Here is a 13,606-nt window from a genome sequence, read left to right as displayed (position 1 = left end):
TTAAAGTTTCGCAGAAGCTGTTTTTCCCAGTACTCCCTTCACATCATAAATAACCGCATCTTCACTTTTTAAAGAGTCAAGTTCCATTTCAAGAAACTCTTTATGAGCCACGGTTAAAACTATCGCATCAAAATTTCCTTTGCTTCGACCATCGCCTTCCGGCCGGTCGGCGAGCTCAGTACAGGCTTCAAGCTCAGAATAACAGGTAAGGCCGTATTCATGCATTACTTCAGCAGGGTTTGCCAAAGGATCATAAATCGTAATATTGGTTTGATATTCTTTCAGATGTTTAATTACATCAACCACTTTGGTATTTCTTACATCGGGGCAGTTTTCTTTAAAGGTAATTCCCAGTACAAGAATGTTAGATCCTTTGATTTTAAGATCATTGGCAAGCATCAGCTTTATAACTTCAGAAGCTACATATTTCCCCATAGAATCATTCATACGTCTGCCGGCCAGGATAATTTCAGGATGATAACCAATTTCCTGGGCCTTTTGCGCCAGGTAATATGGGTCTACCCCTATACAGTGCCCGCCTACAAGCCCCGGTTTAAAAGGAAGGAAATTCCATTTGGTACCGGCTGCTTCCAGAACATCATTTGTATCAATGTCCATAAGGTTAAAGATCTTCGCCAGTTCATTAACAAAGGCAATGTTGATGTCCCGCTGAGAATTTTCAATCACTTTGGCAGCTTCGGCAACTTTAATTGTCGGCGCCAGGTGGGTGCCGGCAGTAATTACCGAGGCGTAAAGTGAATCGACGTTTTTACCGGTTTCCGGAGTGGAACCGGAAGTTACTTTTAGTATTTTATCCACCGTGTGTTCCTTATCGCCGGGATTAATCCTTTCAGGCGAATAACCTACAAAGAAATCCTCGTTAAATTTGAGTCCGCTTACTTTTTCAAGCACAGGCACACATTCATCTTCTGTCGCCCCGGGGTATACCGTAGATTCATAAATCACGATATCACCTTTTTTCAAGACCATACCAACACTTTCGCTGGATTTATACAACGGCGTTAGGTCGGGACGGTTGTTTTTATCTACCGGCGTGGGAACCGTAATGATATAATGGTTACATTCACCAATATCACCAAGGTCCCGGGTGATAAACAAGCCAATCCCCTCCCGGCCTCCCCCAGGGGAGTTTTTGTTTTCACCTTCATTAGACCCTGAAACAAATTCAGGGTGCCGATCTTCACCAGCTCCGGCCATAGCAAGAGCAGGTTGGCTATGGAGCTTATAGACGCTATTCACAAGCACCGCCTGTAGTTTTTTGTCTTCCACTTCCAGGGTAGCATCATGACCTTCCTGAAGCTCCTTCACTCTTCTGGCATTAATATCATATCCTATTACAGGATATCTTGTGGCAAATAACCTTGCTAACGGCAGGCCTACATAACCCAGACCGATTACCGCAATTCTAATTTCGTTGTTCATAAGCTTATCTGAAGCCACTCACTTTAAAGCAGCTCCTGCAATATTTAAAAAAGTTTATACGGGATACTATTGGAAGATTGATAATTCGCCGAATGAGCTGGTTAATATTATTCTTTTTAGGTGTAGGGAAGATAGAAGAATACAATCACAATTTTACGGCTTCGCCGCTATGAGTCCCGTAAGAGGATCATAGAAACAGCAATTATCCAAATAATTTCGGAATGGCAAAATTATGTTTCACTAAGAATTATCCCAAACCAAATATGTTAAATTTTTAACTTAAAATTAAATTAAATACCTTTAAATGCTGACGAAAAGTCGAAATTACCTGATTATCAGCATTTATATGCCTTTAATAGATAAATAAAATCATAAAATTATGATTGAAGATCTACATTCGAACAGAATCATTATAAAGAATTTTAAATGTGTTTTCAGAGGAAGCTCTGCAAATGCGGTTTTCTGCTAAACGAAATTGAAGAAGATAAATTATTAATCAAAAACAGCCTTAAAAATAACATCCCCGGTTACTTCTGGCCCGGCGAGGATTAGCAGTATCAAAGATCCGGTAGCCGATACTAAGCATAATTTGATTTAAACGGCCGTCATCAAAGTATGCCTCATCCATAAGTTCTCCCACATCTATAAGCTGGTTTCGTTTGGAATCCAGGGTAAAATCGTAACGGAGATCTATTTCCAGCCGGTTAAGAACCAGCTTTACCCCCAGCTGGGTGGCAAAATTTCTTTGCTGTACTTCCACAGGAGAAGCAGTGTTTTCAAGATCTACCTGCAAAAATTCCTGATAGGCGGGGCCGGCAAAAATGTCAACCGGACCATAAATATTATAACCGAGCAGGAGTGGAATACTTATTTTATCTACTGAATAAGTGGAAGGCAAATCGGGAAAAGCGAATTCTCCCTCTGCGTGACTATAAAATACCTCCGGACGAACAAAGAATTTACCGAATCCCACTTCCAAAAAGGCACCTCCCAAAAAACCAATTTTAGAATCGGCTGAAAAAGAACCTGCAGAACCATCAACTTCCGCCGCTTTTTGATTAATTGTATAGCCCAAACCTGCTTTAAGGCCAAAACTATACTCCTGTGCACAAAGTGGAAACACGGGAATAAGAAATAACAAAAAAATCCCGGATTTTAAATAATCTTTAAACTCTTTCAACATTTTGAAGCTTTAAATTTCTTAAAAATGGGGATTCTCAAAAGTATAGAAAATCAACTTTCTTTTTCATTTATTTACAAATGTTTAAGAGACCCAATATACTTTAAGCAATAAAACGGGTAAACTATGGGATTATTGTATCAAAATCAAAACTAAATCATTCTTTAGAAGTGTTTTATGGTTTCATGAGCTTTAAAATCAGATTTTTACGGTTTCAACTGACTCATTTAATCCTCCACCAGATCCAGCACAACTCCATTTATATTATATATGGAAATTATGCTGTTTTAGCATTTGGAGGTACATTACCTTATGAATTGAACATTAAGTATATGTACTCAGGAAATTTATTCAACAGAAAATTTTTGAGTTGCCACCCGCCATACAGAAGTGTAAGAAGATTTTGAAGTTTCTCCTGGCTCGTCAGGATTATAACTGGTAGCTTCCAGAAAGTAGTTGCCTTTTTCAGAAAGGTCTATTTGTACATTCCCTCCTGCATCACTCTTAAGTTCTTCAGTTTTGCCTGAAGGATAGAAAACAGTTACCGTAATTCCTTCTTTCTTCTCTCCTTTGTAAATTGTTTTAAAGCTTTTGTTTTTAACCTGATTCTCTTTTTGCTGCTCTTTAAGCAGAACAAGATCCGGACTGTATGAACTAACGGGAAGTATCCCAGAAGCACCTCCTACTTCTACCTGTGCGAAGGCATTAAACTGATATGCGGTTTTGTCTCCGGGGTCTTCTGCCACATGGCTTATCTCCAAAAGGTAAGCACCTTCCTGTCCGGGAGTAAAATTTGCTTTGAAATGATCGTCTTCTGGAATGGTTGAAAGCTGAATCCTTTTACCGTCAGGCTTTACTAACCATAATTCGAAATCGGCTACATTGGAATACCAGTCGGCTACCTTTTCTAAAGTTCCATCCTTAAATTCACTGTAGTAAACTTTTACTTCGTGTTCCCGGTTAATTTCACCTTTTGCATCGGCATCTATAACCAGCGCATGCGCCTGTACAGAAATAAAATTCAGAAATAAAGCTGCCAGCAGGATAAACGGGTATTTTATATTTTTCATATCAATCGGTTTAAAGTGTTTTCTATTTGTAAGCCGGGAATTTTAATCCCTCTATACGTTTTTTACTGTTTTTCTTCCACCAAACTATAAATCCTGTAATGGGAAGACTCGTTGAAATAATACAAACCAGGAAAGCAATAATTTTGGTCCATATGCCTCCAATGGCCCCCACATGTAAATCATAATTAAGTCTCATAAGTTGGTCTCCCCCGTTAATTTCAGAAAAAACCTGATCTTTTTTGAGCTGTTTGAGAGAGTTCTGCTCATAATAAGTATTTATTGCCTGCCATCTGGTTTGGTGGCTGGGGTTTACTCCAATATTCCATACCCCGGTTTCACCATAAGGATATTGAACATTAATAAGATTGGTATCAGGATTAAGCCCGGTTTCCAGTAAATTCTGAAAAAGGATATCTTCATCTTTAAGGTTTCCCTGAGCAACAGCCGTTGTATCTGAGGTAAGTCTTTGCTGATCTTTTGTTTCTCCTCCGGAAGCAGTCCAGTATGCAGCATCTGAAAACCACTGCATCCCATAAACCATTCCTGTTAAACCAAGAACAAGAGCTATTAAAAGGGAGTAAAAACCAAAAACGTTGTGAAGATCATAGTTAAGCCTCTTGAATTTTGCAGTCCACCTTACTTTAAAACTAGCGTCTCTGGTCTTTTTGTTCCATCTTTTTGGCCACCATAGCACCAGGCCTGTGATTAAAGCAATTACAAAAATGAGAGTTCCATATGCAACAATAGGCTTACCGATATTTCTGGGTAGCCAAAGCTGATAATGCCCAATAATCATGCTTCGCCAAAAATCATCATTTAATTTACGATTATGTAGCACTTCTGCAGTGTAAGGATTAATGTAAATCTCCTGATAATTTGACCTATCGGCATAATAAGGCACTAAGGCACTTCTACCTTCACCGCGGTAATAAACACCATAAACGGACGGGAAATTATATTTTTCCATTACCGCATCACCCAGTACCGAAGGTGGAAGAAATTGGTCATCTTCGTTATATTGTACCGTTTGAAAGGGTTCGATAAGTAGCTTAATCTCCTTTTCAAAAGTAAGAATGGCCGCGGTAAGGCTTACTATTACCACTACAATACCGGAAATTAATCCCAGCCAAAGATGAAGCCAGGCAGAAAGGCGATAAAAATAGGACCTTCCTTTCTTCTTCATTTTTGGGTTCTTATTTTTCTTCTTTTCGGCTGAAGCTATCATAAAGCTTAAAATATAGGTACAGCGATGTTTAAACATCGCTGTACCTTTGATTTACTTTTATTATTCTACCGGGTCCAGTTTGCTGATAGCGGTAATAGTGCCTGCCTCTACTTTTAAACCTCTTGAAGCAGAAGCGCTACTTGCATTAATGTTGTAAATATAACTTCCTTCTTCCGTGGTTATTCCAACGTGGGCCACTCCATTTTCAATGTAATTATTAACACTAATATTAATTATTTCAGACTCCTCCGGAGTACCGCTAACCCAGGTTAGAGTTTCGTTGTAAACATTAACAATAGCAAGCCTACCACCATCTGTATAGGCTCCTTTAGATTCCTGAGGCTCCATAAATACCAGGAACATACCATTTTCAACATAAAACTGATTGGTAGCATAATAGCCTTCAGCCACTTCTTCAAGGTTAAAATAGTAATCTTCATCAAATTCGGTTTCGCCACTATTTATCTTAAGAATTGCTGAAGGATTTGTTGAAACCGCCTCTGTGTTATTTGTAGCTACACCTGAAGAAAATGCATAAACATCTCCGTTTTCAACAACACCAAGGCCACTTCTAAAATATCTTCCTATAAAGCTAATACGGTCATCTTCAATTATTTTTTCCAGTTGCATATCAGGATAAGAGTAAACTGCAATCCATGTCTGGTCTGGGTATTCAGTTCCAAAACTATCATTACAACATGCTTTTACGCTCATAAAAGGTGCGTAAACTTTATCTCCTACCTGGGTCATCCAGGTAAAAAATGCCTGTTCATCTCCTGGTGCTAATTCGTTTGTATTAATAGCACCTTCACCAACAATAGTTGAAGATTCAGTATCTAACCTATACCAACTGGCAATTGGATTTGCTGAATTTCTTGATATTCTTGTCATCAGCACCTCATCATCTACATTTGTAAAGGATTGTACGGTCTCAGCCTGAAAATTAGATAATTTATCCAGGCCATAGCTTGAATTCATTTCATAGGTGGTAACTGCTCCAGGATCTCCCTGGCCATACAATAAGCTGAAAAATTTATTATTATTGGTGATATAATATCGGTAAGTACCATCCTGCTCTATACCATTGCCTACTAAAGTTGTTCTTCCCTGGGTTAGGGTCTCTACAGTGAGTAGATAATCTGCCACACCTTCACTTTCCTGAGGTGAAGCGGTGATAATGTATGGACCTGGCTCTACATATGCTTCTCCATTGGGTGTATTATCATCATCGCTACAACTTGTAATAAAAAGTGATAGCGAAATAAATAAGAGCGTGTAAAGATTAAATTTTTTCATGAATTGTTAGGTTTTAATTTATAAAGTGTATCTGATTTTTCCGGTAAAACTTCTTCCGGGTTTTTGTAAACTGAAATTATCATAGAGTATCTCATCAAAAATATTGCGGCATTCTACGATAAACTGAAAATGAGGGGTTGAGTATGTAAAATTCAGGTCATGTGCAATTTGATCTGGTATATCCAATTTTCCTTCATCTCTATCCCCGAAAAGAGGCCAGTTCAAATAAAATCCATTAACATAAAGTAAATTATACTCCATGGTGAGATTATTCCCTTTCTTGAATACATCATTGAAACTATAGGCAATATTCCCATTTCCAAATAAAAATGGCACATTTGGAATCCTTGCTCTATATGCAGCGCTTTCAGGATTATTATTTCGAAAATTTTGATAAGTACCGCTAATATTTGCAGTTAGTTTGTTTCTATAGTTATAGCGAAACTGAGCTTCAAATCCGAGATTATCAGATCCTACTACGTTAGCAGTTAAAAACCTGGATTGATTGGGAGCAAAGGTTCTTCTTATAAAATTATCAATATCCCTATAGATAATTGTAGCATCTATATTGAATAATTGGTTTTTGCCTAAGTTAAGCCAATAGCTAACCCCTAAATTATAATTATCACTTTCTTCCGGATCAAGACTAGTATCCCCAACAATCAAATTAGCATCTCCAAAAAGTTCGTTTGGCAAGGGAAGCCTATAACTTTTTTCATAGGAGGCTTTAAATTGAAATTTATCATCAAAAAAGTAAGTCGCTGCAAAGCCATAACCAAACTCATTGAGTTTTCTTTCAAAATAGTTATATGAGATATCGGCACTTCCGCCAGGATCTATTTCCCTGGTGAACTCAATATTCTGATTGTAGTTTTTAGCGAATACCGTAGCATTCCAGTCGCCCGTTTCATAAGTAAAGGAAAGCCCGGCCACATTTTTAAATGTCTTTTGTGGCTGATCATAATTTCTATTCTCTGTTTGTAGATAACTATATCTTTCTCTGTCAAAAGTAGTATAGGTATCGTTAAAGCTTAAAAAACTCTTTTCATTCAGGTCATACTTTATGGAAAGCATTCCTATTCCATTATTGTTTTGGATCTCCAAATTACTATAGTTAAGCTCCCCTACTGGTGAATCGTACTCTTTATAATCCCCAAACCAATTATATGTTCTATTAAGAGTATCAATAATTTTTTCCTTACCTAGGTTGATGGTTGCATTCAATTTTAAGTCTAATCCATCTACAAAAAGATTTTCTTTCTTGTAGGTTATACTAGGCATAACAATATTTCCCCTTGTATGCCTGGCACCATATACTGCCACAAGTCTTGCCCCTGTTTGTTCTTCATTATAATTTTGTCCTAAAGTGATTCCAAACAACAGTTCGTCAGCAAAGGACTTGTTTACCACACCGGTCTTTCCAATAAATGTTTCATTATGATATTGATCATGAAATCTCCTTAACCGTGTTTCGGGATAATATTCACCTGTGTTAAGATTGGCAGCATCTACGGTAACTTTATAATCGTTATCAGAATAATTTTGAAAAGCATTTACATTAATTACAAAATCTGATTTACTTACATAGGTAGCATTAACATTTGAACGGTGGGTATTAAAAGAACCATAAGAATAAGAAAGATCTAAATGGTCTTTTTCATAGGTGGTAGTTACTATATTAATCGCACCGCCCAAAGCATCTGCGCCTAACTCTACAGGAACTACCCCTTTATAGATTTCTACCCGCTGCGCCAGCCCTATCGGAATATTATTAATTTGGAACGAACTTCCAAAGTACTCCATAGGGATACCATCTATAAAAGTTTTCACTTGATTACCTCTGAAACCATTCATGGAAAGGTTCATTTCGGATCCTACACCGCCGCTTTCCCTGATGCGGATCCCTGATACGCGGTCTAATGCGTGTCCAATATCCAGAGTGGTATTATGTAATCTCTTTGCATCAATAACGTCTACATTATAGGCCAGGGCTTCTATTTGCTGAATTTTGCTTTTAGCTGTAAGCTGCACCGTCTCAAGTTCGTTGGAAGATTCCTTTAACCGGATATTAACATAAAGCCTTTTTTTATCATCCAGGTTCAGAACCTTGTTTAGGGGTTCATATCCCAGGTAAGATACTTGTAGAGTATAGGTGCCCCCGGAAGCCAGGTTTAACTGGAAAAAACCTTCTTCGTTTGTGGTTGCTCCCGTCCTTAGCTCTTTAACAATTACAGCCGCACCATAAACAGGTTCACCATTTTCAGTAAAAACTGAACCTCTAACTGTAGTTTGGGAAAAAACGCTTCCTGAAATTGCACAGGAAAGGAGAAAAAACCATTTGGAAATGTTATTTTGCATTACTTTTTAATTGTAACGGTTAAAGAGTGAAACCGGAGTCATACAGTTGCCGCTGTTATGACTCCTTTTTTTGTTCCAACTATTTATTAAGACTAATTCTAAATTAAAACAAAAGTAAATTTTTTTTTCATGTAGTAAAGCAAATCCTTAAAAAAATTAAGGATTAATTTTTATTAACACCAGCCTTTAAAATCCTTCATTCTAAATAAATACTCTTACCAATTTAAATGATTAAGGATATAGCGAAAAGCTAAGTGCCATTTGTTAGGATGCCCCTTAAAAAGAAGATGAAATAGAATAGCCCACGCAGCAAATTAAAGTTTTTAATCAATGCTAAATTGTTTCAGCATTTTCTGATACAGAGTAGAAATTGTCGGTTCTGACATATATCTGCTTTTAGCAATAGTACTTCTGAAATGTGTTCATTATAATTACATTTGTAAAAGAAACCTTCCAGTATGGCCGGAAAAGATATCAGATGGCATCAGCGCCTTATGAATTATGAAAAAGCCTTGACTCAATTGAATAAGGCAACAGCTCTAAGTAAAGAACGAGATCTGTCGGAACTTGAAAGGCAAGGCCTAATTCAGTCTTTTGAATTTACACACGAACTTGCCTGGAACGTGATGAAAGATTATTTTACTTACCAGGGCAACCCTGAAATAAGAGGGAGCAGGGATGCTACCCGTGAAGCTTTTAAATACGGATTAGTAAATGACGGAGAAGCCTGGATGAACATGATTATAAGTCGCAATAGAACTACTCATACTTATGATGAAGAAACTGCTATAGAAATAGTAGATGCCATTTTGAAGATATATGTAGCACTCTTTAATAATTTTAAAGAAAAAATGCTGAGCATTAGAAACGGTGCTTAATCATAAATATTATGAAATTTGGGTTAAAAGATCATGTACTTCTGCAACTAAAAAAAGTCTTCAATTCTTTTCCCGGAATTGAAGAAGTGGTTATTTATGGCTCCAGGGCTTTGGGAACTTACAGGGAAGGATCTGACATTGATATTACCTTAAAAGCTGACCTGAAATTTGATGAACTGATTGAGCTTGAGAGAAAACTTGATGATCTAATGCTACCCTATACAATTGACTTATCAATTTATCAAAAGCTGTCTAATCCAGAATTGGTGGAGCATATTGATAGGATGGGGAAGCAATTCTACGTAAGAAAAACAATAGAAAAATAATTGAGGAGTTTCCAAATTTAAAAAATGGCAAATATTCTAATACCTGATTTTGGTTAAAATCACCACAGAATACCATAATAGCAGGGTAGCGAAATTATTGATTTTCAAAAAAATATCATTTCGTAGCTAGTCCAAAAAATGGACAAGTACAAGACTATTTTTGGACCAGCTCTGGGCGGTATAAATAACCGCGCTATCGCGCCTAAACAATCTTCAAAGGATGGGATATTTTTTTACAAAGTACCCTTGGCCCTTTTTTATTTTTCTCTATAAACTTTCTTTTATGTTTTCAGTTTTTGCCGCTTTTTAAAAAGAAAAAGAGGTAAAATACTGTGAATTAGCTGAAAACGGTAATTTCCTTGGTAATACACAATATTGTTCCCTTTATCATTGTATTTTAAACACAGCTGCATAGCTTTTTTATTTGAACGATATTCCCATAATTCTTTTAACCTCCAGCAGCTAATGCTTTACGGCACAATCTTTAAGCCGGGAAGCGGTGGCTTTGGAGATTTTAAAGATCTTACAGAGGCCTAAACAGAAAGTGGCGCAGGAAGTTTGAAGAAAGAAAATGATTGGTACTGCCTTTATCTGTACGCTTTTCTTTCTCCTTACTTTTCTCCAGAAATCCATATGAAGGTATCCCTAAAGAATAGCCCCTGTGATCGCCTTAATGTTCCGGTAGGAATTAAAATCCACCGAAAAAGATAGCCTTACTTTCCAGTTGTTCTCCCTTCGTATCCTGTCAAAGGATTTGATGATGTAATATCCCGTTTTTGCATTGTGCTGCAGCCAGCCCTCCTCTAACAGGAATTTGATATAGTTCAGGGTAGTTTTCCGGGAACCGATTTGTTCGGTTAGTTCCAAAAATAAGAGTTACCATTATTCAGTTCAGCCTTTCCGCTCCGGTAGAGCAGCTTTAAGGACAAAAAGAACTGAAGCTTCTTAGCATAACCCTCTTGCTGTGCATGTATAAATAGCTGTATGGGAACTAACACTTCCGCTTTCATTTTTATCAGATTATTTCCTGCTTCTTCTATGACGATTAATAAAATCCTCGATATCCTTTAGCCTATAATAAATTTTTCCTTCTACCTGTGCATATTCTATAAGCCCTTCTTCCGCCAGTTCTGAGCTGTTCTAGCACTTATTTTGAATAGCTGAATAAAATCGGCATTATCCAATAGAATGTATCCGGAATCCTGAATCTACCTGATCTTCAACTCCCTGGTTAGCTGATCGATTTTAGCTTCCAGGGAATGAATACTGACCATAAATGGGTGGGGGGTTCCTTTCATCTTGTCATAGGTTTCTTTTAATACCAAATTTTCTCCAGTTGAAAATTCACAATACCTGGTTTTAGTTTACTTCCAATACTTATCCTTATCAGGAAATTGTTTTTTCTCCACCAGCATAGGTTCTTTTTTAGGAGGTTCCAGAAGCGCCATGAGCATTCCTGCTGTTGGTTTTGTCTGGGTTTTTTCAATGTCTCTTAAAATGGCGATCACGCCATTGATCCTTTTTTTGATCAGGTTTTCCATAGTTTGCATTCTAGGCCCCAGATCTTCTGTTGGAGCGATACCATTGTGTTCAAAAAATTCCAACATCAGCAGCAAAGTCATCGATTGTGATTTGGAAATTCCTTTGCTGTATTTTCTGAATTTTCTAGCTACAGAGGCTTTGATGCTAATCGTCACAAATTCCTCTTTTTCATATCCTTTATCCATTTTTTAGTAAAATTTTTCCCGGTTTTGTTGGGCTGCCGGGATTTTTCAATTAAAAATCACTGCTTGACTTCATTTTCAGCCTCCATAAAATATTATCAAATTACTGATATACAGTTATTTATAAGGATAAATAGAAAATGTAACATCGCGCAGCGTGTTACCCTCTTGCTATTCCACTTTTGCCCCCAAAGGGCAAAAATTTCATACCATTCTGCCTTAAACCAAGACGGGTTTTAAGGACAGAAAATATCCAGTATCTTATTTTAAGATGCGTATTATTGTGAGGAAAGTCAAATCAAATAACAAACAATAACACTTCAAAAGCTGCTATAGTTCAGCTTTTTAAAAATACATAAATTCCTTATTTAAAGGTAACTAAGCTTACTTTTTATGTAAAATTTTATTTAAGTCTAATTGAATCAAAATGATACTACCCAGGAGTAATAAATCAGGCTCAAAGCAACAAACAGCACCAAATTAAACTAAATAAAATAGAGCCCTTTTTTCTACTTACTTTTTTTATCCCGAGCGTTTTCCATTTTTTGACATTTTGAAGGAAAAAGAGGGAGTTGAATACAATTTTTCATTACTTCTATTTACTTCCTTCAGAGCCTTCGCTGTTACCATTTTTTGTTGCCATATAAAACATGGGATTTAGAATTAGGATAGGACGTAGTGACAAATATCTAACAATAGTACTTATTCCCTTGCAGTCCGGCTAACTTCTAAATCCCATAGCTTCGCATAATGAAAAATGGTAAAGCTGAAAACGGCTCTGGTAATAGATCTAAATGATAGGATCGGGTATTAAGGATGAGCATGATGTGAAGTTCAAATCAACGGGCGCATACCTAAAGATTATGAGGAGAGGAATAATTTTTAGGTATGGGTCCATGAGCTTTTTTTTAACGAAGCGCTTTTTCCTGGAGGAACGGAAGGGAAATGTGCTGAGGAATATAACTATCTATCCTTCATCCATCCTGACAATGACCACTATTAAAATAAAAAACTGCATTACTTTACTTGATATGAAGACATATTAGATCTGTCCGATTCCGTAACCTAAAATCCTTTACACTTTGCTCTCCGTCCTGAAACAGATCAATTACGAACTGCACCAACTTTGAGCATGTATTACTTAACAGAAGCTTCATTTTTGGAAAGATAGACCATGTAATATTATTTGCTATTATTGACGCTTTAAAATTCTTAACCATAAAAAACTATTCCTTGTCATTACAATTTATGTATTTAAATAAGTTTTTCTCAGGAACAGAGGAAAATTTTTATTAAAGAAGGTCGATGAGGTCTTGGAGGCCAGTTTTCTTTAACAAGCAATTCCAGTGAAATGAATATTTCGATACTAGCAGCAGTACGGAACACTAGGTATGCTTATAGCACCAAATTTGGGCTATACCTTTGCAGATAATTGGTTCTTAGGTCTTAGTGTTATGTATACATACGAGAACCAGGAGTCTTCATCTTCTTCAGACATCGAAAGTTCTAGTCATGGTGGAGGTCTGGCACCAAATATCCAAAAGTATTTTCCGATTTTGATAATTTCGCTTTTAGTCTGCAAGGATCCCTGGAATATGTACGAAGAAAATTAGAAACCGAAACTTCGTATCCAATTGATGCCATAATAGAAAAAGTTACTGCGTAGCCTTACGTCCGGGTTTCTCATATTATCTGGGTGATAAATTTGCTCTGGAAGCTAAAACGGGTGTATTGAGTTATTCAGGTATGAATGCTGACTTAAACGATGGCAACTTAGCTGAAGGAAGGAGTCTCATATTAAATTTCGGCCTTTCCAGTATTCAGTTTGGTACAATCTATTTTTTCTAACACATCAACTGAATTTTTCCAGTAAAAATATGGGGTAAGTTCTCTAAATAATGCCCAGGCTCTTCAAATTGAGAGAGCATTTCGAAGGATATAGTTCTACTGATGGGATCATGTATATTAAATTGAATAGTTCTTGTTAACCTCGTTTTTCGATATCATTTTGCCGGGAAACTTATCCGACTCCTGATCCTGTTTATGGTTCTAAGAAATCGAGGTATAAAAATAAGATCACTCACGCCGTTGTATATGCTATACACA

At 36.9% G+C, this 13,606-nt stretch carries 10 protein-coding genes; 2 read left to right on the top strand and 8 right to left on the bottom strand.

Annotation, left to right across the window (positions count from 1 at the left end):
* From RM539_RS13895 to RM539_RS13870, 6 genes are all read right to left on the bottom strand, one after another.
* Positions 1-1,443 (bottom strand): nucleotide sugar dehydrogenase, encoded by a 1,443-nt coding sequence (locus RM539_RS13895; protein ID WP_311504018.1) that lies wholly within the window; start codon positions 1,441-1,443, stop codon positions 1-3.
* Between the two features lie 508 nt (positions 1,444-1,951).
* Entirely contained in the window at positions 1,952-2,626 is a 675-nt protein-coding gene (locus tag RM539_RS13890) for an outer membrane beta-barrel protein (protein ID WP_311504017.1), read from the bottom strand.
* 344 nt (positions 2,627-2,970) lie between these two features.
* Positions 2,971-3,693, bottom strand: coding sequence for a hypothetical protein (locus RM539_RS13885; RefSeq protein ID WP_311504016.1), 723 nt, complete (start codon positions 3,691-3,693; stop codon positions 2,971-2,973).
* Between the two features lie 22 nt (positions 3,694-3,715).
* Positions 3,716-4,876 (bottom strand): PepSY-associated TM helix domain-containing protein, encoded by a 1,161-nt coding sequence (locus RM539_RS13880; protein ID WP_311504015.1) that lies wholly within the window; start codon positions 4,874-4,876, stop codon positions 3,716-3,718.
* A gap of 102 nt (positions 4,877-4,978) precedes the next feature.
* The gene (locus tag RM539_RS13875; RefSeq protein WP_311504014.1) at positions 4,979-6,214 is read right to left on the bottom strand and encodes a DUF4374 domain-containing protein; all 1,236 of its coding nucleotides are present in this window, start codon (positions 6,212-6,214) and stop codon (positions 4,979-4,981) included.
* An 18-nt stretch (positions 6,215-6,232) separates the two neighbouring features.
* Positions 6,233-8,572, bottom strand: a complete 2,340-nt coding sequence (locus tag RM539_RS13870; RefSeq protein WP_311504013.1) for a TonB-dependent receptor — start codon at positions 8,570-8,572, stop codon at positions 6,233-6,235.
* Positions 8,573-9,030: 458 nt separating this feature from the next.
* Here RM539_RS13870 and RM539_RS13865 point away from each other — a divergent pair, with 458 nt between their 5' ends.
* Complete coding sequence (locus tag RM539_RS13865; RefSeq protein ID WP_311504012.1) at positions 9,031-9,450, top strand: nucleotidyltransferase substrate binding protein; 420 nt, start codon at positions 9,031-9,033, stop codon at positions 9,448-9,450.
* Positions 9,451-9,461: 11 nt separating this feature from the next.
* Positions 9,462-9,776 (top strand): nucleotidyltransferase domain-containing protein, encoded by a 315-nt coding sequence (locus RM539_RS13860; RefSeq protein WP_311504011.1) that lies wholly within the window; start codon positions 9,462-9,464, stop codon positions 9,774-9,776.
* 645 nt (positions 9,777-10,421) lie between these two features.
* Here the strand turns inward: RM539_RS13860 and RM539_RS13855 are convergent.
* Together RM539_RS13855 and RM539_RS13850 are read right to left on the bottom strand one after the other, a co-directional pair.
* The gene (locus RM539_RS13855; protein ID WP_311504010.1) at positions 10,422-10,643 is read right to left on the bottom strand and encodes a hypothetical protein; all 222 of its coding nucleotides are present in this window, start codon (positions 10,641-10,643) and stop codon (positions 10,422-10,424) included.
* A 497-nt stretch (positions 10,644-11,140) separates the two neighbouring features.
* Entirely contained in the window at positions 11,141-11,503 is a 363-nt protein-coding gene (locus RM539_RS13850) for a BfmA/BtgA family mobilization protein (protein ID WP_311504009.1), read from the bottom strand.
* Between the last annotated feature and the right edge of the window lie 2,103 nt (positions 11,504-13,606).

The organism is Autumnicola musiva (genome assembly GCF_031846585.1).
In the GTDB taxonomy this organism is placed as follows: Bacteria; Bacteroidota; Bacteroidia; order Flavobacteriales; family Flavobacteriaceae; genus Autumnicola; species Autumnicola musiva.
Note: the sequence above shows the minus strand (reverse complement) of the source record. Positions and strands in the feature narration are given on the sequence as shown.